A 25,417-nucleotide genomic window follows, 5' to 3' on the forward strand; every position below is an offset into this window, starting at 1 on the left:
CAGAAGAGTTCGGTATCCATCGGCAGCAGGTTGATCCACTTGACGGCGGTGCGCCGCTCGACGCCATCGTCGTGAATGGAGCGAATCATGACGCGTTCGCCGCGAGCCTCTCCCAACACTTCGACGATACGGTTACGATAGCGCGCGAGCGTGCCTCTGAGTGGCTTGCGTCTCTTGCGCCTGCGGGTTAAAACAGCGTGCATGGGCGTGACAGCGATTTATGACGGCATCATCATAACCATCGCCGCGCACAGGCTCAAACAAATCTCCCGTCTTCGAGCGAATTCAAGCAAACCCAAGCGAGCCGCCACACCATGCGACGAATCACAGTACGAACTTCTCCCGTCCATGGCCGGGGCGTTTTCGCCCTCGCCGATCTACCCACCGGCGCGCTGCTGCTCGAATACAAGGGGCAGCGGCTGACGTGGAAGCAGGCGCAACGCAGCCATGAACGCTCGACCGCCGAGGACGGTCACACCTTCTTCTTCGGTCTCGACGATGGCAGCGTGATCGACGGCGCACGCGGCGGCAACTCCGCACGCTGGCTCAATCACAGTTGCGCGCCGAACTGCGAAGCCGAGCAGGACGGCGAGCGCGTCTTCATCTTCGCCATCCAGCCCATTCGAAAGGGCGATGAGCTCTTCATCGATTACCGCCTGACGGTGGAAGGACGGCGCACGGCGGCAATGAAGCGGCTTTATGCATGCCGATGTCAGGCATCGGGCTGTCGGGGAACGATGTTGTCGGCGGGAAGGAAGTGCCTCGCCGACAACGTCGACGCTTAGATTTGCGCCATCCCTCCATCGACGAACAACTCGGCCCCGTTCACGAAGCTTGCGTCAGCGGATGCAAGAAACACCACCGCGCGTCCGATCTCACGCGGCTCGCCCAGTCGCGCGAGCGGCACCGACGAAGCCAGATGCGCATACAACCCTTCCTGCTGACCTTCGGGCACGATGCCCGCAAGCCCCGGCGTGCGCACCGGGCCCGGGCTCACCACGTTCACGCGAATGCCGCGATCCTTCAAATCCAGAATCCATGAGCGCGCGAAGTTACGCACCGCCGCCTTGCTCGCGCTGTAGACGCTGAAATTTTCCGTGCCTTGAATTCCAGTGGTCGAGGCCATCAGGACGACCGAGCCGCCATCCACGAGCAAGGGCAAGCTCTTTTGCACCGTGAACACGAGCCCCTTCACGTTGGTTCCGAAAATGCGGTCGAAGTGCTCCTCGTCGATCTGCGAAAGCGGCACCATGTCGCCACCGCCTGCGTTCGCCACGACGATATCGAGCCGCCCCGCACGCTCGCGAATCTCGCTGAAGACGCGGTCGAGATCGTCGAGCTTCGATACATCCGCGCGAATGCCCGTCGCGCCCGCGCCAATGGCCGCGACCGCCGCATCCAGTTCCGCCTGACGACGGCCTGTGATGAACACCGTCGCACCTTCCGCCGCCAGTTCCTGCGCCGACGCGAGACCAATGCCGCTCGATCCGCCCGTCACCAGTGCAATCTTGTTTGCCAGCTTGCCTTGCGTTTCTTGAGTCATGATGTTCTCCGATTCGATGAGTTAAGCCGGCGTCGTCGCCAGCGCATGAACGTCACTGTACAAACAATGGATTGTTGAATAAAGTCGTCGAACGCGATTACTTTATCCACCTGCGTAGATAATCAATGGACCAGATTCTTGCCATCCGGGTGTTCGCGCGCGTCGTCGAAACCGGATCGTTCACGCGCGCCGCCGGCTCGCTCGACATGCCGCTTGCAACCGTGAGCAAGCTCGTCGGTTCGCTCGAAAAGCATCTCGGCATGAAGCTGCTGCAGCGTACGACGCGTCAAGTCTCCGTTACGCCGGAAGGCAATGCGTACTATGAACGCACCACGCGCCTTCTGCACGAACTCGAAGATATCGACGCGAGCTTCAGCGCCGCGCAGAAGCGGCCACGCGGACGGTTGCGGATCGACATCGGTTCGTCCACGGCGAGTTGCGTGCTCATTCCGGCGCTGCCCGAATTTACCGCGCAATATCCGGAGATCAACATCGGGCTCGGCGTGAGCGACCGTCAGGTCGACCTGATCGGCGACAACGTCGACTGCGTGATTCGCGGCGGCCGGGCAGACGAACCATCGCTCGTTGCCCGGCCGCTCGGACGCGCGCGCTTCGTCACGTGCGCCACGCCCGGCTACATCGAACGATACGGCAAGCCGCGGCATCCGTCCGATCTGGAGAAAGGGCATCGCGTGGTGAACTACATGTCGGCACGATCGGGCCGCGTCGTGCCCATGCGCTTCGAAAAGGGTGCGACGAAGGTCGTCGTGGACGGCGTGCAGAACCGCTACATGGGCGTGAACGAAAGTACGGCGCACTTCGCGGCGGGGCTGGCGGGACTCGGCGTCATTCAGACGTTCGCCTATGCGGCCAATGCCGCGATCGCGCGCGGCGAACTCGTGCCGCTGCTGCAAGGCTGGCAGCCGGCGCCTTATCCGTTCTTTCTCGTCTATCCGCCCGACCGGCATATGAGCCAGCGGTTGCGCGTGTTCATCGACTGGGCGATGGCGCGCTTTTCCGAGGCGTTCGAATAGCCGCGGCTTGCATCCCGTGCGCGTTGTGATCCGTATCTTCCCTGAGAATACGAACGGGATGCCGGAAGGACACGGACATGACGAGGCTTCTTTATAGCGCCCTGGCGACAGATTGCTTGCAGCGCGCCGGCACGGTGATATATTTCGGCAGGACCTCACCCCCGAGCGCGGCTCGACCCATTCTGCCCATGACGGACACTACCTCCGGCAGCACCGGCAATTACTCCGACCGAAACGACGGCAGCGACACCGACGCCGGCTTGTTGCGGCGCGAGCGCCTGAACGACATGCTCGTGCGCGTCGCGAAGGGAGACCAGAAAGCGTTCGCGGAGTTATACCGCGTGACCTCGTCGCGCGTCTTCGGCGTGATCTTGCGGATGATGCACGACCGAGGCGAAGCCGAGGACATCCTGCAAGAGGTCTACGCCGCCGCCTGGCGTCGCGCCGATTCCTTCGATCCCGAACGCGGCAGCGCCATCACCTGGCTCATTACGCTCGGGCGCAATCGCACCATCGACCGCATGCGTCAGCGCCGCGAGGAATTGCTCGGCGACGACGAAACCCCCGAAATCGCCGACGATGCCCCGACACCCGCCGCCGCGGCCGAATCGAGCGAAGAGCGGCGGCGGCTCGAACAATGTCTCGACCGTTTGGAGCCGCAGCAAGGCCGCGCGGTGCGCGAAGCGTTCTTCACGGGCGCGACGTATAACGAGCTGGCGCAACGTCTGGCAGTGCCGCTCGGCACCATGAAGAGCTGGATTCGCCGAAGCCTCATGCAACTCAGGACGTGCCTCGAACAATGAACACGCCCGCCCAAAACGAAGACGATCTGCGCTGCGCCGAGTACGCGCTCGGCGTGCTCGACCTGCAGGAGCGCCGCGCGCTGGAAACGGACGTGACGCGCAATCCCGGTCTGCAACGCACGCTGGATGACTGGCACGAGCGGCTCGCTCCGCTCGCGCAGGACATCGCGCCGGTGACACCGCCCGCACGCATCTGGACGCGAATCCAGCGCGATCTCGGTTTCCTGCCGGAAGGCTCGGTGGCCAAGAAGAGCGGCTGGTGGAACAGCCTCGATCTGTGGCGCTGGCTGGCCGTCGGCGCGAGCGCCGTCGCTCTGGTGCTGGTCGCGGTGAATCTCACGCGCGCGCCGCAAGCGCCGCCGCAGCCAACCGTCGCTCAGGCGCCGCAATACATGGTGGCGACCATCGCGCAGAAGGACGGCGTCGCGCACTGGACCGCAACCGTCGACGTCTCGCGTTCGCGCATGGTCGTCGTACCGGCGGTGCAATCGGTCATCGCGGCGGATCGTGCGACCGAGCTCTGGCTGATCCCGCCGGACGCGAAGCCGATCGCGCTAGGCGTATTCCCGTCGAACACGCCTGCGACCATGAACCTTCCGCCCGAGATCATGGCGCTCCTGAGCAACAAGGCGGTGCTGGCGGTGTCGGTGGAACCGCCGGGCGGATCGCCGACCGGTGCGCCGACGGGTCCCGTGATCGGCACGGGCGAGATTCGCGGCACGTAACGCGCTACGTTACATAGGCGGTGCGCTTGCATTCTTTGCAGCGCACCGCTTGGCTTCGCGATCGAAAGTAGTCGTCGCGCCGCCTGACGAGCCCGCTTCACCGATGATCCGACGAACCAACGCCCACGCCGACGTCGAGTTTTCGTTCGCCGTCAACAAGACGCGCTCTAACTGCATCCATCCCAAACCGGCATCCGTATTGCTCTATCGAACGCATGTTCGTGGAGCTTCGCATGCCCGTTGTCGTCTCCTTCCTGATTGCCTTCGCCGGCCTCGTGCTAATCTTCAGCGCCGTATGGCTCTGGCAATTGCGCTCGAAAAACGCCGGCATGATCGATCCGATCTGGGCGGCATCGCTCGCACTCGTCGCGCTGTTTATCGCGGTGGCCGGGACTGGCGCGTCCATCAATCGTCTATGCGTTGCGGCTGGCGGATGCGTCTGGGGCGCGCGCCTTGCCTTGCATCTGTGGCGGCGCAATCACGGCAAACCCGAAGACCCGCGTTATCACGCGTTTCGTGAACGCTGGGGCGCGGCAGCGGCGCGCAACATGTTCTGGTTCTTCCAGTTGCAGGTGCTCATCTCCATCTTGCTCGCGCCCGCGTTCTTCGTGCCCGCATATTCGGTCGAGCCCGCGCATCCGGTGGCTATCGCGGCGGCGGTCGTGGTGTGGATCATCGCCGTGGCAGGCGAAGCGCTGGCCGACCGCCAGTTGAAGCGCTTTGCCGCCGACCCATCGCATCGCGGCAAGGTGTGCCGCGACGGCCTCTGGCGTTACTCGCGTCATCCCAACTATTTCTTCGAGTGCGTGCACTGGGTTGCCTACGCGGTGCTGTCGATCGGCCTGCCGTGGAGCTGGCTCACCATCGCGCCGCCGCTGTTGATGGCGTGGCTCCTTATCAAGGTGTCGGGCATTCCGCTGCTCGAAGCGCGGCTCGCCGAAACGCGCGACGGTTATCGCGACTACATGCGCACGACCAGCGTGCTGGTGCCGTGGCCGCCGAAGCCGCCCGTGCATTCATAACCCGAGGATTTCGCCGATGAACGCATCGACACGACAAGCCAGCCCGCTCGACAATTCGAATCCCCCGTTGGACGAAAGCTGGATGATCCGCCTTTGCGAACGCGGCTGGCTTCCCGACACGCTGGTGCGCGCCGGCATGCGCGCGTTCATCCGCCAGCGTCTGCGCGACGAACACGCGGGCGACGGCGAGCGCCGCACGCAAGCGCTCGATACGCTGCTGGCCGATTTGCGCACGAGCCCCATTGCCATCGAAACGCAAGCTGCCAACACGCAGCATTACGAGTTGCCGGGCGCGTTCTTCGAAGCTCATCTCGGGCCGCGCCTCAAATATTCGTGTGGCTATTTTCCGAGCGGCCAGGAAACGCTCGCACAAAGCGAGATTGCGATGCTCGAAAGCTATGCCGAACGCGCGCAACTCGCCGATGGCCAGCGCATTCTCGATCTCGGCTGCGGCTGGGGCTCGCTCGCGTTGTGGCTTGCCGAGCGTTACCCGAAGGCGCGCATCGTCGCGTTGTCGAATTCGCATGGACAGCGCGCGTTCATCGAGGCTCGCGCGGCCCAGCGCGGTCTCACGAACCTGCTGGTCACGACCGGCAATATCGTCGATTTCGACTTCCCCGCCGATGGCGACGCCGTCGCGTTCGACCGCATTGTGTCTGTCGAAATGTTCGAGCACATGAAGAATTACGGCCTGCTGCTCGAAAAGATTGCGCGCTGGCTCGCCGACGACGGCAAGCTCTTCGTGCATATTTTCGCGCATCGCACGCTCGCTTATCACTTCGCCTCGCGCGACAGTTCGGACTGGATGTCGCGCTATTTCTTCACCGGCGGAACCATGCCGTCCGCCGCGCTGCTGCTCAACTTCCAGGACGATTTGTGCGTGACGCGCCAATGGTGGGTCAACGGCTCGCACTACGCGCGCACGGCCGATCTCTGGCTCGCCGCGCTCGACGCGGCGCGCGCTCGCGTCATGCCGATGCTTCAGAACACTTATGGCGACGACGCCGCACTCTGGCTGCAACGCTGGCGCATGTTTTATATGGCAGTGTCCGAACTGTTCGGCTATGCGTCCGGTAGTGAGTGGGGCGTCGCGCACTACCTGTTCGAGAAGCGGCTGAACACTCGGCCGAACACTCTTCAGTCAAAGGTCATCTCATGAAACGCGCACTCATTGCCGCGCTCGCTGGCGCGGGCATCATCCTGCTGGTTGCAAGCTGCTCGAATGGTCCGCCGAATCCGAACCCGCGCGCCGAACAGCCTTTGCAAAGCGTGCCTGTCGATCTGCCGCGCTATATGGGACGCTGGTTCGTGATCGCGAATATCCCCTACTTCGCCGAACGCGATTTCGTCGCGAGCCATGTCATGTGGACCTTGCGCGACGACGGCAAGATCGTCGACGAGTTCTTCGGCCGCAAGAAGGGCTTCGACGCGCCCGAAACGCATCATCAGTTTCTCGACTCGGTGAAGCCCGGCAGCGGCGGCGGCGAATGGAGCGTGCGCATCTTCTGGCCGATCCACGTGACGCAGATGACGCTTTATGTCGATCCGGATTATCGCTACACCATTCTCGGCTATCCCAACAAGAAGCTCGGCTGGATCTTCTCGCGCGAGCCGACCATGAACGACGAGACGTATCGCTCGCTCCTCGCGCGTCTGGACGCAATGGGATACGACACGACGCAGTTCCGGCGCGTGCCGCAAAGCCCCGAGCAGATCGGACAGCCAGGCTTTCAAAGTCCCGGACAGGGCGACTGAAAACCTTTGCATGCCATTTGCATCCGGCGGGCGCGCCGCATCGTATTGATTTGCGACGACACGTTTGACCGCTGCCCGCAATGGCCCACTCGGCGCGAGGAGACCTCTCGACATGAACCGAAGAGCACCAGGACAAGGTCAGCGCATCGCCGTGGTCGGCGCGGGAATCGCCGGACTGGCGAGCGCGTGGCTACTCGCGCGCAAGCATCGCGTGACGTTGTTCGAATCCGCGGATTATCTCGGCGGCCATACCAACACCGTGGACGTGGAACTGGATGGTAAACGGCATCCCGTGGATACCGGCTTTCTCGTCTTCAACGAGCGCACGTATCCGAACCTGATCGCGATGCTCGCCGAACTCGGCGTGGCGACGCATCAAAGCGACATGTCGTTTTCCGTGTCGCTCGATGGCGGGCGGCTCGAATGGGCAGGCACGAGTCTGAACACGGTCTTCGCGCAGCGGCGCAATCTGTTTTCGCCCGCGTTCATCGGCATGTTGCGCGACATTCTGCGCTTCAATGCAGCGGCGCAGCAGCATTTGGAGCGTGCAACGCTCAACCGGTGTTCGGTCGGCGAGTTGCTGCTCGAAGGCGGTTATGGCGCGCCGTTTCAGCGTCACTATCTTCTGCCGATGGCCGCCGCGATCTGGTCGAGCGCCGCCAGCGACATCTTGCGTTTTCCCGCCGCGACCTTTCTGCGCTTCTGTCTCAATCACGCGCTCTTGCAGGTCAACAATCGGCCGCGGTGGCGCACCGTGACGGGCGGCGGACGCGAGTATGTGCGGCGTATCGCGGCAACGCTCGACGATGTGCGCATCGGCACGCCCGTGCGCGGTATTCGTCGCGATGACGAAGGCGTCGTCGTCATGACCGATGACGCCGGACCCGAGCGTTTCGATGCTCTCGTCCTCGCCACCCACGCGCCAACGAGCCTGCATCTGCTCGACGACGCTTCGGCCAGCGAGCGCACATTGCTTTCTGCCGTGCGCTATCAGCGCAATCTTGCCGTGCTGCATACGGATCGCGCGTTGCTGCCGCGCCGCCGCCGCGTGTGGTCGGCGTGGAACTATCTCGGCGCGCGCGCGTGGGCGGGCCACGGTGAGGCCGAACCGGTGTGCGTGAGCTATCTGCTCAATCAGCTTCAGCCGCTGCCGTTCGAAACACCGGTGATCGTGACGCTCAATCCCGTCGATGAACCCGCGCCCGGCAGCGAACTCGGCCGCTACGAATACGAGCATCCGCTGCTCGATCTCGCCGCCGTGGATGCACAGCAGCGCCTGCCCGAGATTCAGGGCGTGCACAACACCTGGTTCGCGGGTGCGTGGACCGGATACGGCTTTCACGAGGACGGCCTGAAGTCGGCGTTGAGGATCGCGCGGGACTTCGGCGTGGAACCGGAATGGGCGCGCTTGTGAAGGTCGCGCGCGGCCACGGCGAGGCAGCACGTTTGCTCACGGGCCGCGTGATGCACGAGCGCCTGCGGCCGGTGCATCATCGCTTCGAGTATCCGGTTTGTTATGTCTCTTGCGACCTCGCGCGCCTTGGCGAAGTGAAGCGTGCGTGGTTCGGCATCGACCAGGTTCGGCCGTTCGCGTTTTTTCAGCGCGACTTCGGTCCGCGCGATGGCAGCGATCTGCAAACGTGGATGCGCGCCCGCCTCGCCGATGCCGCGATTCCCGCCGATGGCGAAATCCGGCTGCTCTCCATTCCGCGCGTCTTCGGCCATGCGTTCAATCCCGTGAGCTTCTGGTTCTGCCATGACCGCGCGGGCAACTTGCGCGCGCTGTACGCGGACGTGCGCAACACCTTCGGCGAGCATCGCGGCTATCTCTTGAGCGCGCCCGACCACGCGCCTATCGTCGATGACACCGAGCTCGCCTGCCGCAAGACGCTGCACGTATCCCCTTTCTGCGACGTCGATGGCGACTATGCCTTTCGCGTGCGGCGGCATGGCGACCGGCTGTCGGTCGCCATCGACTATCGCGACCGCGACGGGCTATTGATTCGCACGGCAATCGGCCTGAAGGCGCGGCCGCTGACCGGCCCGCTTGCCTTGCGCACGCTATTGAGCCAGCCGCTGCTGACTGTCGCCGTCGTCGCGCGTATTTACTGGCAGGCGTTTCGGCTCTGGATCAAGCGCGTGCCGTTCCACGGCAGACATCCGCCATCGGCCGAGGACCCGAATGCGATGAAAGAACGGACCGAATAACAAAACACAAGGCTAGACATGAATCTTTTGCGGACGATTTCCGCGCAGGCGGGCATGCCGCTTTCGGCGCGGCTTTTCATGGGCCTCCTCAAACGCATACGCGTGGGTCATCTCGTGCTCGTCACGCCCGACGGCGACCGCTGTGTGTTCGGCGATGCCCTGCAGCAGCCCGCGGCTACGCTGCACCTGCACGACTGGCGCGCGTGCCGGGCCGTTCTCCGTTCAGGCGATATCGGCTTTGCGCAGGCGTATCGCGATCACTGGCTCGATACGCCCGACCCCGCGGCGGTATTGCGGCTCGCGATGCGCAATCAGAAGGTCGTCGAGCGCACCGTGAACGGTGGCTGGATCGCACAGTGCCTGCATAACGTCAGGCATCGGCTGCGGCCCAACACGCGCGCCGGCAGCCGTCGCAATATCCACGCGCATTACGACATCGGCAACGACTTTTACGCGCTCTGGCTCGACCCCACGTGGACCTATTCGAGCGCGTGGTTCGACGGCGACGCGAGCCTCTCGCTCGAAGCGGCGCAGGAACGCAAGTACCGGCGCATCGTCGAGACGCTCGGCTTGCGCGCGGGCATGCGCGTGCTCGAGATTGGCTGCGGCTGGGGCGGTTTCGCGCGGCATGCGGCGCGCGAGGGCATTCGCGTGCATGGCGTGACAATATCGGCGGCGCAGCATGCGTTCGCGCGCGAGCGCATGGAACGCGAGGGTTTGAGCGAACTCGTCGATATCGAGCTACGCGATTATCGCGATCTGCGTGAGCAATATGACGCCATCGTGTCGATCGAAATGTTCGAGGCGGTTGGCGAGCGCTTTTGGGCCACGTACTTCCGCACGCTGCGCCGCTGTCTCGCGCCGGGCGCGCAGGCGCTGGTGCAGTCGATCACGATCGAGGATGCGCGTTTTCTGGCGTATCGCGCGTCGAGCGATTTCATCCGCGAGCAGATTTTCCCTGGCGGCATGTTGCCGAGCCCCGAGCGCTTCGTGCAGGCGGCGCAGAAAGCGGGGATGAACGCGGCGCCGTCGCTTGCGTTCGGCGCGGACTATGCGCGCACGCTGCATCACTGGCGCGCCGCTTTCGAAGCGCGGCTCGACGCAGTGCGCGCACTTGGTTTCGACGATGCGTTCATTCGCACGTGGCGGCTGTATCTGGCTTTTTGCGAGGCGGGCTTTGGTGAAGGGCGGATCGATGTGATGCATTTCGTGGTGCGGTAAGGCTCCGACAGGGCGGAACGAATGCGTTAAAGACGTGCGCTTAACGGCCGTAAACACGCGCAACGAACCATTCCGACCGACACGATGAGCCAAGACCCATTTGAAAGCCCGCTCAAGGCTGAATTCCTGCGCCACGAAGACACGCTCGCGCCAGCCGAACGCGCGCTCGGCGAAGACGATCACGCGGTCTATCGAACGCTGCTCGAATCGACCAAGGCGATTCCGTGGAAGATCGATTGGGCCACCATGCAGTTCGCGTATATCGGACCGCAGATCGAGGCGTTGCTGGGCTGGGCGCCATCGTCGTGGAAGGACGTCAACGACTGGGCCGCGCGCATGCATCCCGACGATCGCGAGGCGGTCGTGAACTTCTGCGTGGCGCAGTCGCAGGCGGGCACGGATCACGAAGCGGACTATCGCGCGTTGACCAAGGATGGCGGCTATGTCTGGCTGCGCGATGTCGTGCATGTGGTGCGCAACGAGGCAGGCGGCGTGGATTCGCTGATCGGCTTCATGTTCGACATCAGCGAACGCAAGCGCACCGAGGAAGAACTCGCGCGCCTGCATAAGGAACTGGAACATCTGTCGCTGAGCGACGGCCTCACGGGCGTCGGCAATCGCCGCATGTTCGACAACGTGATGCAGCGCGAATGGCAGGCCGCGAAGGAGTCGGGCAAACCGTTGTCGCTCGTGATGGTGGATATCGACTTCTTCAAGTCCTTCAACGACTACTACGGCCATCTGCAAGGCGACGAATGCCTGAAGCGCGTTGCCCGCGTGCTCGCCGAGGCGGCCGGGCCACGGCATTTTCTCGGCCGTTTCGGCGGTGAGGAGTTCGTGCTCGTGCTCGCGGATACCGACGCCGAAGCGGTCATGCGTATTGCCGAGCGCTGCCGGGAATTGATCGCGGATGAAGACATCGCGCATCTGCGCTCGCCGCATAATCAGCGCGTGACGGCAAGTTTCGGCGTGGGCACCGTCGTGCCGACCGATGGCATCGATCCGACGACGTTCATCAATCTGACCGATGCGCAGCTTTATCAGGCGAAGGAACACGGGCGCAATCGCATCGCGTCCGTGGATCGGGCGGGGATTCGTGGGGAGGCGTTCAGGTTGCAGTCGCGGTGAGGTGAATCAGCCGCGCGGGGTTTCCGGCCCCGATGAACCACGCCAAGCCAACACTCAAACCCGCCCCGCCACCGGAATCGCCGCGCCCGTGATCGAGCGCGCATCGTCCGACAAGAGAAACGCGATCACCGCGCCGAGTTCCTCCGGCTGCACCCAGCGCGAGGAATCCGCCGATGGCATATCGGCGCGATTCTGTGCGGTATCGATAATCGAAGGCAGGATCGCGTTCACGGTAATGGCTCGATCCTTGAGCTCTTCGGCAAGCGCTTCGGTCAGACGCAGAAGCGCCGCCTTCGAAGCCGCATAAGCGCCCATCCCCGCTCCCGCTTTCAACGCCGCCAGCGCGCCCACGTTGACGATACGCCCGCCGCCCTCGCGCATGAGCCCGAGGGCCGCCTTCGATGCGTTGAGCGCCGTCTTCACGTTCACATCGAACATGAGGTTCCATGTGTCCACGCTGCCATCCGCGATGGTTTCCCAGCGAAACGCGCCCGCCACGTTCACCAGCGCCTGCACGCCGCCGAGCTTTTGCGCGATCGCGTCGAACGCGGCTTGCGCGGCTTTTGCATCCGACAAATCGGCGCCCGTGACGATGAACGCTTCCGCAAGCGGCGCGGGCAACGGGTCGTGCCGCGCGTCCCTGCCGATGAGCGCGATGCGTGCCCCGCGCTCGGCCAGCACGCGCGCGGTCGCAAGCCCCAGACTGCCGAAGCCGCCAGTGATGACAACGGTTTTTCCTTCGAGTGTGTTCATCGCGTGCTCCTTGAGCCGTGGCTGTTCAAGCATAGGATGGAACAGGCTTCAGAATTCGTAAAGCTCGGCGGGGTTATCGACGAGGATTTTGCCGCGCGTGGCTTCATCGGGCATGCAATGAGAAAACCAGTCGAGCAGGCTCGCGTTATCCGGAACCGGCTGCACGTTCGGATGCGGCCAGTTCGACGCCCACACGCCGCGCTGCGGATAGCGCGCGGCCAGTGTGCGCACGATCGGTGCGATGTCGTCGTATTCCGGCGCACCGCTGCGTGAACTCTCGTAAGGCGCCGAGAGCTTGATCCAGCAGCGCGGTCCGTCGAGCAGGCGGCATAGGGACGCGAAGCCATCGCTTGCAGGCGTGACCGGCCCCTGAAACTTGCCGATATGATCGATCACGAGCTTCGACGGCAAACGCGCGAGCAGCGCCTCAAATTGCGGCAGCGTGTGTCCGTCGAGCTGAAGATCGATGTTCCAGCCAAGCGGCGCGATACGTGCCGACATCGCCTCGATGCTGTCCCACGCAAGCAGCCCGCCAGGAAACATCATGTAGCGCACGCCGCGTATGCCGGCTTCGTGCAGACGTTGCAATTCGGCATCGTCGACGTCGGGCGGAACGACCGCGATGCCGCGTGCGCCCTTGCCCAGTTGTTCGATGGCCGCGAGCGTGCAGCGATTGTCGAAGCCGTAGCCGGTCGGCTGCACGACGATCGCACGCGACAAGCCCAACGCGCGCTGCACTTCGCGATAAGCCGATGCGGGCGCCGATGGCGGCCGGAACGTCGCGCTCGGTGCAAGCGGGTAAGCGTCGTCGTAGACGTGGAGGTGGCAATCGCAGGCGTTCATCGCGCGTCGCTCGAAATGGCGTCGACTTTCGGCGCTTCACGCTGCGCGAGCCTGAACGCATGCCGTGGATTGACCGCGCCCATCGGCATGCGCCCTTGAAACAGCGCTTCGGTTTGCGCGACGGTTTCCATCGACTGATGCTCGATCGCAGCCGGCGTGAGGCCGCCGACATGCGGCGTTGCGATGACACGTTCGTGCGCGCAAAGCGCCGGCGAAGGCATCTGGTCCGGCGCACGCCCCACGTCGAGCGCCGCGCCCGCAAGACGGCCGCTTTGCAGCGCGGCCAGCAAGGCATTGTCGTCGACGAGTTCGCCGCGCGCCGCATTGATGAAATACGCGTCCGGCTTCATCGTCGCGAAGGCTTGCGCGTTCATCAGATTGCGCGTCGCATCGTTCGCGGGCGCGAGGCACACCACGAAGTCGGCGGCGGCGAGCAAGGCCGGAAGATCGCTCTGACTCAGGCGAGCATCGTCGATCTTCGCGTGCGGATCGGACACGACCACGCGCATGCCGAACGCCAGCGCAAGCTCGCACAGATAGCGCGAGATCTGCCCGTAGCCGATCACTCCGAGCACGCTGCCGCGCAACTCGCGACCCATCTTCGGCGCCAGCATCTCTCCGCGATGGTATGCCGACGCATAAGCCGTGGTGGCGCGGCCCAGATCGATCATCGCGCCGATTACCCATTCCGATACCGCCGGCACGAAGCCCGCGCTCGCCTGCGTGACGAGCACGCCATGATCGCTGGCGGCATCGACATCGATGGTACGGATATCCACCGCGCAGCGCACGAACGCGGCAAGCCGCGGCAAGGCTGCGAACAGTTCGCGTGGCGCGGGGGTCTGCCGGTAGCCGATGATCACGTCGGCATCGCGCGCGGCCGCGATGAGTTCGGCGGTCGTGAGTTCGCGGTCTTCCGTGTTGTAGGTCGCATCGGCGATGGCGTCGAGCGCCGCGCTCGCGCGTGCGCCGAAATAGTGTTCCAGCATGTGCCGGGGATGACTCACGAAAACCTTGTTCATGTCTCGGTCCTGAAGGGCTTCTACGTTGCTTTTGCGGCAGGCGGCGCCACGGATTCGCGCTCGACGAGCGTGATGTCGGTGAATAGCGCCTGCGCGGAATCGATTACAGCGTCGTCTTGCTGACGCATCACGCGCTCGACCATGGCCGCGGCCATCGCAGGAACGGGCAGTTGCACGGTCGTGAGCGCGGGGTTCGAGATAGCGGCGAGAAAGTGCCCGTCCATGCCGACCACGGACATATCGTCCGGTACGCGCAAGCCCGATTCGCGCAGACCCGCCATCAGACCGAGCGCCATCAGGTCGTTGACCGCGACGATTCCGGTCGGCCGCGCGGCGTCTTCCGAGAGTTGGCGTGCGAGCGCGCGACCGTTCTCCGCGATCATCGAGTCGCCGTATTCGTTCACCGGGCCGCTGTCGAGCACGCGCGCGCCGTGGCCGAGGCCCGCTTCCTCGGCGGCGGCGAGAAAGCCGCGAATCTTGTCGCGTCGGCTCAGCGTCATGCCGGCGAGCGTCGCATAACCGAGCCGTGTGTGACCATGCGCGATGAGATGCCGCGTCGCGAGCCGCGCCGCCTCGAAATTGTCCGGCGTGACGTGATCGATGCGCGTGGTCTCGCCTTCGGTCGCGCGCCGGTCGTAGCTCACGACGACCATGCCGCGCTCGGCCGCGGTTTCCAGATGGCGCTCATCCGCGAGCGATGAGATCACGATCACGCGCCGCACGCCGTGCGAGAGCAAATCTTCGAAGAACGACGCTTCCTTCGCCGGGTCGCGATACGTATTGCCGATCAGCACGCGATAACCGTAGCGCTCCTGCGCGTAAGTCTCGACTTCGCGAGCGATATAGCCGTACATCGGATTGGCGATGGACGGCACGAGCAAGCCGACGAGCGGCGTCTGACCGGTCTTCAGCTGGCGCGCGAGCGTGCTCGGACGGTATTGCAACGCGGTCATCGCGGCCTGCACGCGCGCGAGCGTTTCCTGACGCATCTGGTCGGTGCGGCCGTTGAGCACGTTGGAAACCGTGCTCACGGATACACCAGCGTGGCGGGCTACGTCCTGAATGGTGCTCATGACAGTTCTTGTTTCGGACTTCGGACAACAGGCTACAGGCCGAGCCGGGTCGGCAGCCACAGAGAAAACGATGGCACCAGAATGAGTACCACGAGCGCGGCGCACAGCACCACCAGATATTTGACCATCGGTTTCGCGACGGCCTTCATTTCCGTGCCGGTGATCGCGCAGGTCGCGAAAAGCCCCAAGCCGACGGGCGGCGCGAACAGACCGAGCCCCATCGCCACGACGATCACCGTGCCGAAGTGCAGCGGGTTGATGCCGAGCTGCGTGGCGATCGGCGTGAGAAGCGGTCCAAAGATGATAAGCGCGGGTGCGCCTTCCAGCACCGCGCCGAATACGATCATGATGAGCACGGACAGCAGCAGGAACATCGTCGGCCCGTATTGATGCGCGAAGTTGATCATGGCATCGGAGACGAGCGCGGGAATCTGCTCGATGGTGAGCGCGAACGACACGCTCGACGCCGCCGCCACGATGAACAGGATGCTGCTTGCCATCGACGCCGAACGCACGAACACGCGCGCCACCTTGCGCGGCGTGAGTTCGCGAAACGCGAGCCAGCCGACCACGAGCGCATAGACCACGGCGAACGCCGACACTTCCGTCGATGTCGCGATACCGGAGGTCACGCCCTTGCCGATCATCGCGATCATCACGAGCGCGACGAACGCGCCGCCAATCAGCGGCAGAAACGCACGCGGGTTCTTGAGCGCATCGGCCACGTTGATACGACGCCCGAAGATCACCGCGACGACGGCAAGCGCGAGCGCCAGCACCGCCGCCGGGACCACGCCCGCGAGAAACAGCCCCGCGATGGAAATGTTCGCGACGAAACCCATGATGATCATGTTCACGCACGGCGGAATGGTCTCGGCCATCACCGCGCTGCACGCGAGGAGCGCCGCCGCTTCGTTCGGATCCTGCTTGCTCTGACGCACGGCCGGCATGACCACGCCGCCGACCGCCGCGATATCCGCGAGCTTCGAGCCGGACACGCCTGAGAAGAACGCCGTCGCCATGATGGTGATGAGACCGAGCCCGCCGCGCACGCGACCGAAAATACGCAGCAGGAGTTCGATCAGCCGCGACGACATGCCGTTGGTTTCCATCAGCAAGCCCGCAAGCACGAAGAACGGAATGGCAAGCAGCACGAAGTGGTCGGCGCCGGCCATCACCTGTTGCGAGTAGACGAGGATCGGCAGGGTCGGCTCGGCGAGAAAATACAGCAGCGCGGAGAACGCGAGCACGAAGCCGATGGGCACGCCGAGCACGAGTCCGCCGACAAAACCGGCCGCGAGCAGAATGCCCGGCTTGATCGCGTGATCGGGCATGAGCGCGTTCCAGCCGAACAGCGCCGCCGCGACCACGACGCAACCGATGAGCGCGCCGAACACCGTTTTGCGCGGCCCGTTCAATGCATTGGCGAGCGCGAACACCGCCATGAACACACTGCCCGCGACGAGCGGATACACGTTGATCCACGCGGGCAGGCCGCTTGGCGTCATCTGGCCGTAGGAATCGACGAGCAAGAGGCACGACGAGAAGCACAGATTGGCCGCCACGGCCGCGATGATCCAGTGCCCGGCCTGAATCAGCGCCGGTTGCCAGCGTGCGGGCAGCGCCGCGCGAAACAGATCGACGCCGACATGCTGACTGCGCGCAAGCACGGTCGCCGCGCCGAAGAAGACCAGCACGATCATCAACGCACGCGCGATCTCCTCGGCCCAATCGACTGGATCGTGCAGAAAGTAGCGATAGATGACGGAGACGAACACCACGATCACATCGGCCGCGAGCACGGCGGCGCAAAGGTATTCGATCCAGCGCATGACGACGGCGAGCGCGCGCGTGAGCGCGGTCTTCTGGCCAAAGCCGGGCGCGGCCGCAAGCTGCGCTTCGGGGCCGGGCGTCGCGGAGAAAGAGGTCATGGCGTTCAGCCTCGTGCGGCGGCGATGGCCGGAAAAAGCGGCGCGGTCGCGGGATACTGTTTCGCGAAATTCGCGTACAACTGCGTCTGCATTTCGTGACGCGCGGTCTCGCGGTCCGCGGGCGACATCGGGAAGAAAGTCATGCCTCGCTGCTTCAGTTCCTGCTCGGCGCGCGCCGCCGTCTGCACGGCTACCGTACGCTGCTTCGCCGTCGCATCCTGCGCGGCCTTCTGGAAGGCCGGCCGAAGACTCGCGGGAATCTTGTCGAGCGAGCGGCGGCCCATCACGACGACGAGCGGGCTGAACACGTGCTGCGTCTGCCAGCACGACTTCACCACTTCGTCGTATTTGCTCGCGAGCACGGTCGCGCAGTCGTGCTCGAAGCCGTCGACCACACCGGTTTGCGCCGCCATGTACAACTCGCCGATGGGAATGGGCGTCGGCACCGCGCCCATCAGCTTGAACGTGTCCATGAAAGCGGGCGTGGGCAGCACGCGCAGTTTCACGCCCTTGATTTCCGCGAGCGAGTGCGCGGGCTTCTTCGTGAACACGTTGCGGCCGCCGAACGAATAGCCCCACGTGATGACCGAACAACCCGCGCGCTTTTGCAGCAGGCTGTCGAAGCTCTGGCCGACGCTGCCGTCCATCGCGCGGCCGACGTGATCGAAGTTATCGAAGACGTAACCCAGATCGAGCATGCCGAGTTCGGGCAGAACCGTTGCCCAGATGGACGAGCCCGTCACCATCATGTCGACCGCGCCGACCTTCACTTGCTGAACGACGTCGCTTTCCTTGCCGAGCTGATTGTTCGGAAAATAGTCGATGCGAATCTGCTCGCCCACGCTCGCCTTCAGGTTTTCAGCCAGGTACTGATACCAGACGTAGTGCGCGGCGTTTTGATTCGCGGGCATCGACGACGAAAGCCGCAGCGCGACCGGCGCCTGCGCGCGTGCGAGCGACGGCAACGCGCCGCCCGCCACCGCGAGCGAGGCCGCCGAGGCGGTTTGAAGGAAGCGTCGCCGGGATGTCGATTGCATGTCTTGTCTCCTGAGAGCCGCGGATCGCAGTGCGCCGGTTGCGGCTGTATCGATTTAGTGTATCGATACAGTAAACGGCGGGCGGATCTTCACCCATAGGGGTTATCCCGCTGATTCTTACGCGCACGGGATGGTTCTCTACGCGTCGACTCGCACAGCGCTAGCCCGCTCGCTGCGTCCGGCAAGCACCCACACCGCCGACGCCACGAGCAACGCACTCACGCCCGCCACACCTAACGCAGCCGCGAAGCCGCTCGCGAAACTCGCACGTGCGATCGCGATGACAGCCGCGTTGCCGCCCGCGCCCGCGTGTGCCAGATCGCCCGCAAGCACGCGCGAGAGGAAGGTTTCATCGAGCGCGTGCATGAGGACAGGGAAACCGCTTGCATGCAGATCGAGCGCGCTTTTCGTGCGCGCCGCGAGCACCGCGCCGAGCACGCCCACCGACGTGACGATGGCCGTAAAGCGCGTCGTCGTGCTGATACCCGACGCCATGCCCGTGCGATGCGCCGGCACACACGCCATGATCGCTTTCTGCGTGTCGCCGTTGAGGATGCCCGCGCCGAGTCCGGTGACGATCATCGAGACCGCGATGAGCCCGTAATACGACATCGACGCGAACCACGCCGTCAGCAGATTGCCCACGCCGATGGTCGCAAGCCCGAGCGTGAGCAGCGCCATTGCAGGCACGCGCTTGCCGAGCGCCGCGCCTAGATGCGGCCCGGCGATCATCGCGAGCGCGAACGGCAACATGCCGACGCCCGCGCGCACCGCGGTCAAGCCGAACGCGTTTTGCAGATAAAGCGGCAGGAACGTCATCATGACTTGCGCGCAGGCCGCGTAGCCGAACATGGCGAGCACGGCGGCGACGAAGCGCGGTTCGCGAAACAGCGAGAGATCGATCATCGGATGCGCGCGCGAGCGTTGCACGCGCACGAACACGACCAGGAGCGCCGCGCACGCGGCAAGGCGCGCTTCGGTGCGCCAGCTCGTCCAGCCATCGGCCTGACCGCCGATCAGCGCCCAGATGCCGAGCGAAAGCGACGCGGCAAAGATCGCGCTGCCGAGCAGGTCGAGCGATCCCGCATGCGGATTACGCGACTCGCGCATGCCGCGCCACGCGCACCACGCGAGCAGCGCGCAGATCGGCAGGTTCATGAGGAAGATCCAACGCCAGCCGAACCATTGCGTGATCGCGCCGCCGACGAGTGGCGCGACGGTCGTCGAAATACCCATGCAGGTGCCCCAGATCGCCCATGCACGAGCGCGCGCCGCGCCTTCGTGGAAGGTGTTGGCGATGATCGCGAGCGCGGACGTAAGCAGCATTGCCGCGCCGACGCCCTTCGCCGCGCGCGCCAGATTCAGCGCGAACGCGGAAGGCGCGAGGCCGCAGCCGAGCGAGGCCAGCGCGAACGCCGCGAGCCCGGCGATCAGCATCTTCTTTCTGCCGATGCGGTCGGCGAGCGCGCCCGCCGGCAGCAGACACGCGGCGAACGCGACCATGTAGGCGCTCACGACCCATTCGACATCGGCGAAACCGGCGTGGAAATCGCGCGCGATGGATGGCAGCGCCACGGCGACGACGTTGGTGTCGAGCGTGATCAGCGAGCAAGTCGCCGATGCGGTGAGAAGCACGAAGCGCGCGGCGGACTGGTTCGGCGAGACATCGGCGGTGTCGGACATGGCGGGCGAATGTTGACGATGAAACTATCGATGCTAGTGAGATCACTCTTGTCTGTCATTGACATAGAATCTCCAAATAATTGATGCATTCGACAATACGAAGCGAGGCTCTCATGCCAGTGGAATTGCGCCATGTGCGCTGCTTTTTGAGCGTCGCGCGGCATCTGCATTTCACGCGTGCCGCCGATGAACTCGGCATTGCGCCGCCCGCGCTCACGCGACGAATTCAGGAAGCGGAGCGGCTCCTTGGCGTGCGGCTTTTTCAGCGCACGAAGCGCTCGGTGGCGCTGACCGCGGCGGGCGAGGCGTATCTCGTCGAGGCATCGAGCGCGCTCGATCATCTCGCGCGCGGGGCCGAGCGCGCGGCGCTGGCGGAGCGCGGCGAGCTGGGCAGGATCGTGATCGGCTACGTCGGTTCGGCGGTTTATTCGGGCGTGCTGCAGACACACGTGCGCGGCTTTCGTGCGCGCTATCCGCAGGTTGCCATCGGTATCCGCGAGATCGTCATGCGCGAGGCGGGCGCGCTGCTCATCGACGGTCATATCGATATCGCTTACGTGCGGCCGCCCGTGCCGTATCCGGATGGCGTCGAGGTGCGCACGGTGCGTCGCGATGCGTTCATCGTCGCGCTGCCGGCCGATTCTCCGCTGACGGAAACGGAAACCATCACGCCCGCGCAACTGCGTGGTCAGTCGTTCGTGTTGCCGGAGCAGGAGTCCGGCACGCTCGAGGTTGGAAGACGCGGGCGCTTCGAGCCGCACATCGCCGGACAGCCGGGCACGCTGTCGGATGTGCTCGCGCATGTGTCGCTCGGCGGCGATGTGGCGGTCGTGCCACGATCGCTCGCGCAATGCGTGACGGTGCCGGGCGTTGAGTATCGCGAGATCGCGGGAAAGCCGGTGCCTTCGGAAGTCGCGGTGGTGTATCGGCGGTTCGAGAAAGGGGCGGCGGTAAAGGGGTTTTTGGAAATGGCTTCGAAGGCGTGAAGCGAATTTCCGGTTGCATTGTTGGCTTTGCTTGGATGATCGATACATATCAATTGGATTGGCCGATCGGGGTAGTTTTCTGATTGCGTCGGTTGGTGCACGATAAGACGCATGAGCAAAAACCTTTCCGCGCTTTGTTCGATTTCCTTTGACTTCAAGAACGCCGCCATGCAATCAACCGTTCCTTCGATCCGTCTGGTACAGTACACACGTATGTACACACACGGTGCCAACGTGGCTATTACCCGAATCTTTCGCAATGGCAACTCGCAGGCCATTCGCATTCCCGCCGATATCGCGTTTCCCGAAACGGAAACGGAAGTCGAGATTGAACGCGTGGGCGACGAATTGCGGATTCGCCGCCTGCGCCGCCCGCTTGCCGGCGCGCTCGACTGTTTCGGGCGTTTTGGCGCCGACTTCATGTCGGAGGGGCGTGGCGATCAGACGCAAGACAAACGGGACGCGCTCTGATGCCCAAGTACTTGTTCGATACGAATATGTGTATCTACCTGATGAAAAATCAGCCCGAACAGGTGGCGCGGCGTTTCGCGCAGCTCTTTGTCGGCGACGTCGTCATGTCATCGATTACGTTCGCGGAGCTGGCATACGGCGCAAGCACGAGTGCGCGACCCAGGCGCGAGCGGAACAATCTCGCTGCGCTCGTGAAACTGATCGAAGTCGCGCCTTTCGACGAGGCAGCGGCAAGCGCTTATGGCCCGATCCGCGCGGCCACGCGAGAGCGCAAGCACGACGCACTCGACAAGCTGATCGCGGCCCATGCGGTTGCGCTCGGCGTACCGGTCGTGACCAACAACGTGAGGGATTTCACTCACTATCCAGGCGTCAAGATCGAAAACTGGCTCGACGGTCCCGCTTGAGACGCGCGTCCTGACGCAAGAGCCTTGCGGCCTCACACTGTCCTAACTCTTCGCGCCCAGACTTCCCCTCACACGCTGCATGACAGGAGGGGAAAATGAAGATCGAACCGACACCCATCGCAGGCGCATCGCTCGTCGACATCGACATCGGGCGCGACGCACCCGTGATCGATACCGCGCCCACCTTGCCCGACACGCAAGCGACGGCCATGTCTTACGAAGCGCTGCTGCCCTATCTGCTGTTGCCGATCGCAGGCGCTTACTAAGCGAACAAGCCATGTTCGAACGAGACGGCGCCACTTACGAGTTTCACCACATCTGCATTCCGATCGCATCGACATGAAGCCGTCGTAAAGACGCTGAACGAGGAAGACTCGGCGCGCCGCACGGTCGTGCATCGCGCTTGACCTGTGCTTTTTCAGCGCCTATACAGGACGTTCACCGCGCGCATCGCACGATGCCGCCTCGATCGAGACCGGAGTCCAGAGTGACGATAACCACAAGATTCAAGCCGCCAGTCCCGCTGACTTTCACATTGCCGCTCGCCCTGAGTCTCGCGCTCGCGGCCTGCGCAACCGACTCTTCCGCTCCGCCACCGCCCGGCACCGTCACGACGACGCTGCCATCGGGCGGCGTCTACAAAGGGACAATCGACAACAGTCAGGCCGATGCCACGCTGCTCGTGCTCTTCGATGGCTCGGCGTATCTCTTCTACGGCACTCCGAACGACACGCGCGGCACGAACCTGTCGGGCGTCGCCATCGCCACGGGCGGCACGCAGACGAGCGACGGCAAGTTCGCGAGCACCTCGGCGTTCGACTATCGCGTGGGCCGGGCGCCCGCCACCGCCGCCAACTTCAGCGCAAACTTCGCGCAAGCGCCGGCCGTAAGCGGCACGGTCGCAAGCAAAAACGGCGGCGCGAACCTCTCCTTCAACGTGCACGCCGCGCCGATGCTCGACACCGGACCGAGCCTCGCCAACGCGGGCGGTCTTTACAGCGGCCGCGGAATGTCGCTCGGAGGCGCGACGACCACGCGCATCACCGTCGCCGCCGATGGCTACGCCGCCGGCACGACGAGCGCCGGTTGCATCTTCAAGGGAACGGTGGCGCCGCGTCCCGGCGCGAACGCCTACGACGTCTCGGTGACGTTCGGCCCCGCGCCCTGCCCGCTGCCCGACGCGACCGTCAAGGGCGCCGCCGTGCTCGACGGCCCGCGCCTGCTGGTCGCGCTGCCGAGCCCCGACCGCGCCAACGTCTTTCTCTTCGATGGCAGGAAATAGCTGCCGACGCTTTTTATCAGCGCGTGAAAAAAGCCGGCTCGCTGCTTGCAGCGGGCGATTCGTATTCTAAGATTGTTGCTACCGTAGGCAGCGGCGTCGTAATACGCGTGCTTGGTCGAGGTTCGCGTGACGCCGTCTCCTTCGGCGAGAGTCATCAGTCGTGTTGTTCAGTGAGGTTCAATAAGCCGTAACAACAAGGAGACAACCAGATGAACGCAACGCTCAAGCTTTTGCCGTTGGCGGTCGGCGCCATGCTCGCCTGCCTGCCGTATGCGAACGCCGCGCAAGACAATCTCAATTCGCTGTCCAACTTCAAGCAGACCGGCACGAGTCAGGCCGAAAAGGTGCCGCAAGGCGGCCAGACCGCCGACGCGCTGCGCGAAAATCTCAAGCAAATCAAACTGCCGCCAGGCTTCAAGATCGACCTGTATGCAATCGTGCCGGAAGCGCGGCACATGGCTATCGAGCCTTCGACGGGCGTGGTGTTCGTCGGCACGCGCAAGAATCGCGTATGGCAGGTGACGGATCGAACCAAAAGGCGCGTCGCGGATGACGTCGTTCAATTCGCCTCGTCGGTCACGTTCAAGGTGCCGAACGGCGTCTGCTTCTCGCCGGATGGCGTGCTTTACGTGGTCGAGCAGAATCGCGTGCTCGGTTTCCCGGCGGCGCAGTTCTTCGGCGACGGCGGGCCGGACGTGGCTGCGGCGGTCGTCGTGCCGCAAGGCAAGCTGATCCCGGCGACGTTCGAGAGCTTCAATCACGGCGCGCGCGCGTGCCGTATCGGGCCTGACAAGAAGCTATACATCGCGCTCGGCCAGCCGTGGAACGTGCCGCCGAAAGACAAACTCGCCGATATCGACAAGAACGGGCTCGCGGGCATCATCCGTCTGGATCAAGACGGCAAGAACCGCGAAACCTACGCGCACGGCGTGCGTAATTCGGTCGGCCTCGACTTCAATCCGAAGGACAAGACGCTCTGGTTCACCGACAACCAGGTCGACGGCATGGGCGACGACATTCCTCCGGGCGAACTGAACCGCGCGACCAAGGCGGGCGAGAACTTCGGCTTCCCGTGGTATGGCGGCGGCAAGGTGCGGACCGTCGACTACAAGGATCAGAATCCGCCGGCGAACCTGGTGTATCCGCAAGTCGAATTCGCGGCGCACGCGGCCGACCTCGGCATGTCGTTCTATAACGCGAAGACGTTCCCGGACAAGTACCAGGGCGGCATCTTCGTCGCGGAACACGGTTCGTGGAATCGCACGAAGCCGATCGGCGCACGCATCATGTACGTGCCCGTCAAGGACGACGGCACGGCGGGCGAACCGGAAGTCTTCGCGGATGGCTGGCTCACTTCGAGCGGCGAGTACATGGGACGCCCGGTCGATGTCCAGGTATTGCAGGACGGCTCGCTGCTGGTATCCGACGACTATGCCGGCGCCATCTATCGTATTTCGTATTCGGGGTCGAAGTGATGCGGCCGGCGCAGACAGCCGTGGTGGCAAGCCTGATGCTGGCGGTATCCAGCGTCGCGCTCGCAGCGGGCGATATGAAGGCGGGGCGTGCGAAGGCGGCACAGTGTCAGGCGTGCCACGGGCTCGACGGCATGTCGAAGCTGCCGGAAGCGCCCAACCTCGCGGGGCAGACGGAGGAGTATCTCGTGAAGGCGCTGACCGACTTTCACACGGGCGCGCGCCAGAACGAAATGATGTCGATGGTCGCGAAACCCTTGTCCGAGGCGGATATCGCCAATCTCGCGGCGTACTACCACAGTCTCGGCAAGCAATGACCGAAGCAGACTTGCTTGACGATGCCCTTCCCCAGCGCAAATTTTTTTGGTTTGACGCTTGACTTGGATGGGTAAGGGTTTATACTAAGCCTTGTCTCCTCCATGTCTCAACCGATATGGATTCAAGCCCGCTCAATGCAGCGGGCTTTTTTTTCGCCCGCTTGCGGCGCTTACGCACGTCTCACCGCCGAAGCGCACCCCCGCGCGCCTCGTTCCCCGCATTGACTGTTGGTCTCCCCTGCGCTTTTCCGCGCGGTGAATTTACGTTCGTATCGAACCTCGAACCTGTTGGCCCCGCTCGCCTGGACGCCTTCGCGTCTCATTGTATGTGGTCTCCCCAGCGCTCCCCGTGCGCCGGTTGGGGTTTTCGTTTCCAGGGCGCCCCCGGCCCTGGTTGTCCACAGATCTTCTGCACAAGCCTGTGGATATCGTTATGGAAATCAATGCAACGTGTTGATTCGAAACCGCTAACCGTGAGCGCCTTTGCATCGTGCGGCGCGCCTCGAATAGCGTCAATCTACGTCTGACACGCACGACGCCAGCATCGTCGTCATGCGATTCAATTCGCTGCTGAAGAAAGTGTGCGGCGCGGTCGCTACGCTGAGTTCGTCGGCGGCCGAGCGCGGCATCGCAAATACGATCGTGCCCGTTGCCACGAGCGCGACGATCATCGATAAGAGCCAGGAGAAGACGTACATCGC

General features: G+C 63.9%; 27 protein-coding genes. 18 read left to right on the plus strand and 9 right to left on the minus strand.

Annotated elements, in window-relative coordinates; genetic code table 11:
- Positions 1 to 314 precede the first annotated feature (314 nt).
- Positions 315 to 785: an SET domain-containing protein gene (locus LDZ28_RS23710; protein WP_244829827.1), complete on the plus strand. Its 471-nt coding sequence runs from the start codon at positions 315 to 317 to the stop codon at positions 783 to 785.
- Here LDZ28_RS23710 and LDZ28_RS23715 read toward each other — a convergent pair.
- Complete coding sequence (locus LDZ28_RS23715) at positions 782 to 1,543, minus strand: SDR family NAD(P)-dependent oxidoreductase (protein ID WP_244829828.1); 762 nt, start codon at positions 1,541 to 1,543, stop codon at positions 782 to 784. The two genes, LDZ28_RS23710 and LDZ28_RS23715, sit on opposite strands and share 4 nt — an antisense overlap.
- A gap of 125 nt (positions 1,544 to 1,668) precedes the next feature.
- Between LDZ28_RS23715 and LDZ28_RS23720 the strand changes: the two genes are divergently transcribed.
- The 10 genes from LDZ28_RS23720 to LDZ28_RS23765 all read left to right on the plus strand — a co-directional run bounded on the left by LDZ28_RS23720 (position 1,669) and on the right by LDZ28_RS23765 (position 11,439).
- Positions 1,669 to 2,577 carry a LysR family transcriptional regulator gene (locus LDZ28_RS23720; RefSeq protein ID WP_244829829.1) on the plus strand — a complete coding sequence of 303 codons (909 nt, stop codon included), beginning with the start codon at positions 1,669 to 1,671 and terminating at the stop codon, positions 2,575 to 2,577.
- Between the two features lie 188 nt (positions 2,578 to 2,765).
- Positions 2,766 to 3,380 carry a sigma-70 family RNA polymerase sigma factor gene (locus LDZ28_RS23725; RefSeq protein WP_244829830.1) on the plus strand — a complete coding sequence of 205 codons (615 nt, stop codon included), beginning with the start codon at positions 2,766 to 2,768 and terminating at the stop codon, positions 3,378 to 3,380.
- Positions 3,377 to 4,105, plus strand: a complete 729-nt coding sequence (locus LDZ28_RS23730) for an anti-sigma factor domain-containing protein (RefSeq protein WP_244829831.1) — start codon at positions 3,377 to 3,379, stop codon at positions 4,103 to 4,105. Before LDZ28_RS23725 ends, LDZ28_RS23730 begins: the two co-directional genes overlap by 4 nt.
- Before the next feature lie 233 nt (positions 4,106 to 4,338).
- Complete coding sequence (locus LDZ28_RS23735; protein ID WP_244829832.1) at positions 4,339 to 5,127, plus strand: DUF1295 domain-containing protein; 789 nt, start codon at positions 4,339 to 4,341, stop codon at positions 5,125 to 5,127.
- Positions 5,128 to 5,143: 16 nt separating this feature from the next.
- Positions 5,144 to 6,286, plus strand: a complete 1,143-nt coding sequence (locus tag LDZ28_RS23740; protein WP_244829833.1) for a cyclopropane-fatty-acyl-phospholipid synthase family protein — start codon at positions 5,144 to 5,146, stop codon at positions 6,284 to 6,286.
- Positions 6,283 to 6,882, plus strand: coding sequence for a lipocalin family protein (locus LDZ28_RS23745; RefSeq protein WP_244829834.1), 600 nt, complete (start codon positions 6,283 to 6,285; stop codon positions 6,880 to 6,882). The genes LDZ28_RS23740 and LDZ28_RS23745 overlap by 4 nt, the downstream gene beginning before the upstream one ends.
- A 112-nt stretch (positions 6,883 to 6,994) precedes the next feature.
- The gene (locus tag LDZ28_RS23750) at positions 6,995 to 8,296 is read left to right on the plus strand and encodes an NAD(P)/FAD-dependent oxidoreductase (RefSeq protein ID WP_244829835.1); all 1,302 of its coding nucleotides are present in this window, start codon (positions 6,995 to 6,997) and stop codon (positions 8,294 to 8,296) included.
- On the plus strand, positions 8,281 to 9,090 hold the full coding sequence (locus LDZ28_RS23755; protein ID WP_244829836.1) for a DUF1365 domain-containing protein: 810 nt from the start codon (positions 8,281 to 8,283) through the stop codon (positions 9,088 to 9,090). The genes LDZ28_RS23750 and LDZ28_RS23755 overlap by 16 nt, the downstream gene beginning before the upstream one ends.
- Positions 9,091 to 9,108: 18 nt before the next feature.
- Positions 9,109 to 10,311 (plus strand): cyclopropane-fatty-acyl-phospholipid synthase family protein, encoded by a 1,203-nt coding sequence (locus tag LDZ28_RS23760; RefSeq protein WP_244829837.1) that lies wholly within the window; start codon positions 9,109 to 9,111, stop codon positions 10,309 to 10,311.
- Positions 10,312 to 10,395: 84 nt separating this feature from the next.
- On the plus strand, positions 10,396 to 11,439 hold the full coding sequence (locus LDZ28_RS23765; RefSeq protein WP_244829838.1) for a sensor domain-containing diguanylate cyclase: 1,044 nt from the start codon (positions 10,396 to 10,398) through the stop codon (positions 11,437 to 11,439).
- 54 nt (positions 11,440 to 11,493) lie between these two features.
- Here the strand turns inward: LDZ28_RS23765 and LDZ28_RS23770 are convergent, their stop codons facing one another.
- The 7 genes from LDZ28_RS23770 to LDZ28_RS23800 form a co-directional block, all read right to left on the minus strand.
- Positions 11,494 to 12,192, minus strand: a complete 699-nt coding sequence (locus LDZ28_RS23770; protein ID WP_244829839.1) for an SDR family oxidoreductase — start codon at positions 12,190 to 12,192, stop codon at positions 11,494 to 11,496.
- A gap of 48 nt (positions 12,193 to 12,240) precedes the next feature.
- A complete protein-coding gene (locus LDZ28_RS23775) occupies positions 12,241 to 13,035 on the minus strand; it encodes an amidohydrolase (protein WP_244829840.1) in 795 nt (264 codons plus the stop codon).
- The gene (locus tag LDZ28_RS23780) at positions 13,032 to 14,057 is read right to left on the minus strand and encodes a hydroxyacid dehydrogenase (protein ID WP_244829841.1); all 1,026 of its coding nucleotides are present in this window, start codon (positions 14,055 to 14,057) and stop codon (positions 13,032 to 13,034) included. Before LDZ28_RS23780 ends, LDZ28_RS23775 begins: the two co-directional genes overlap by 4 nt.
- A gap of 20 nt (positions 14,058 to 14,077) precedes the next feature.
- Positions 14,078 to 15,130 carry a LacI family DNA-binding transcriptional regulator gene (locus LDZ28_RS23785; RefSeq protein WP_244829842.1) on the minus strand — a complete coding sequence of 351 codons (1,053 nt, stop codon included), beginning with the start codon at positions 15,128 to 15,130 and terminating at the stop codon, positions 14,078 to 14,080.
- Between the two features lie 32 nt (positions 15,131 to 15,162).
- Positions 15,163 to 17,061 (minus strand): TRAP transporter large permease subunit, encoded by a 1,899-nt coding sequence (locus tag LDZ28_RS23790; protein WP_244829843.1) that lies wholly within the window; start codon positions 17,059 to 17,061, stop codon positions 15,163 to 15,165.
- A gap of 5 nt (positions 17,062 to 17,066) precedes the next feature.
- On the minus strand, positions 17,067 to 18,098 hold the full coding sequence (locus LDZ28_RS23795) for a TRAP transporter substrate-binding protein (protein WP_244829844.1): 1,032 nt from the start codon (positions 18,096 to 18,098) through the stop codon (positions 17,067 to 17,069).
- Positions 18,099 to 18,236: 138 nt separating this feature from the next.
- The gene (locus tag LDZ28_RS23800) at positions 18,237 to 19,781 is read right to left on the minus strand and encodes an MFS transporter (protein WP_244829845.1); all 1,545 of its coding nucleotides are present in this window, start codon (positions 19,779 to 19,781) and stop codon (positions 18,237 to 18,239) included.
- Positions 19,782 to 19,894: 113 nt separating this feature from the next.
- Between LDZ28_RS23800 and LDZ28_RS23805 the strand changes: the two genes are divergently transcribed.
- The 7 genes from LDZ28_RS23805 (at position 19,895) to LDZ28_RS23835 (ending at position 24,716) form a co-directional block, all read left to right on the plus strand.
- Positions 19,895 to 20,767 (plus strand): LysR substrate-binding domain-containing protein, encoded by an 873-nt coding sequence (locus LDZ28_RS23805; RefSeq protein ID WP_244829846.1) that lies wholly within the window; start codon positions 19,895 to 19,897, stop codon positions 20,765 to 20,767.
- A 234-nt stretch (positions 20,768 to 21,001) separates the two neighbouring features.
- Positions 21,002 to 21,238 (plus strand): type II toxin-antitoxin system VapB family antitoxin, encoded by a 237-nt coding sequence (gene vapB / locus LDZ28_RS23810; protein WP_244829847.1) that lies wholly within the window; start codon positions 21,002 to 21,004, stop codon positions 21,236 to 21,238.
- Positions 21,238 to 21,645: a type II toxin-antitoxin system VapC family toxin gene (locus tag LDZ28_RS23815; protein ID WP_244829848.1), complete on the plus strand. Its 408-nt coding sequence runs from the start codon at positions 21,238 to 21,240 to the stop codon at positions 21,643 to 21,645. The genes vapB and LDZ28_RS23815 overlap by 1 nt, the downstream gene beginning before the upstream one ends.
- A gap of 95 nt (positions 21,646 to 21,740) precedes the next feature.
- Positions 21,741 to 21,911 carry a hypothetical protein gene (locus LDZ28_RS23820; RefSeq protein ID WP_244829849.1) on the plus strand — a complete coding sequence of 57 codons (171 nt, stop codon included), beginning with the start codon at positions 21,741 to 21,743 and terminating at the stop codon, positions 21,909 to 21,911.
- A 221-nt stretch (positions 21,912 to 22,132) separates the two neighbouring features.
- Positions 22,133 to 22,927: a hypothetical protein gene (locus LDZ28_RS23825; protein ID WP_244829850.1), complete on the plus strand. Its 795-nt coding sequence runs from the start codon at positions 22,133 to 22,135 to the stop codon at positions 22,925 to 22,927.
- Positions 22,928 to 23,136: 209 nt separating this feature from the next.
- Positions 23,137 to 24,402 (plus strand): sorbosone dehydrogenase family protein, encoded by a 1,266-nt coding sequence (locus LDZ28_RS23830; RefSeq protein WP_244829851.1) that lies wholly within the window; start codon positions 23,137 to 23,139, stop codon positions 24,400 to 24,402.
- A 20-nt stretch (positions 24,403 to 24,422) separates the two neighbouring features.
- The gene (locus tag LDZ28_RS23835) at positions 24,423 to 24,716 is read left to right on the plus strand and encodes a cytochrome c (RefSeq protein ID WP_370652227.1); all 294 of its coding nucleotides are present in this window, start codon (positions 24,423 to 24,425) and stop codon (positions 24,714 to 24,716) included.
- Between the two features lie 512 nt (positions 24,717 to 25,228).
- On the opposite strand, the gene LDZ28_RS23840 is transcribed toward LDZ28_RS23835, so the two are convergent.
- Positions 25,229 to 25,414 (minus strand): hypothetical protein, encoded by a 186-nt coding sequence (locus LDZ28_RS23840; protein ID WP_244829853.1) that lies wholly within the window; start codon positions 25,412 to 25,414, stop codon positions 25,229 to 25,231.
- Positions 25,415 to 25,417: the final 3 nt, after the last annotated feature.

The organism is Caballeronia sp. TF1N1 (assembly GCF_022878925.1).
Lineage (GTDB): Bacteria > Pseudomonadota > Gammaproteobacteria > Burkholderiales > Burkholderiaceae > Caballeronia.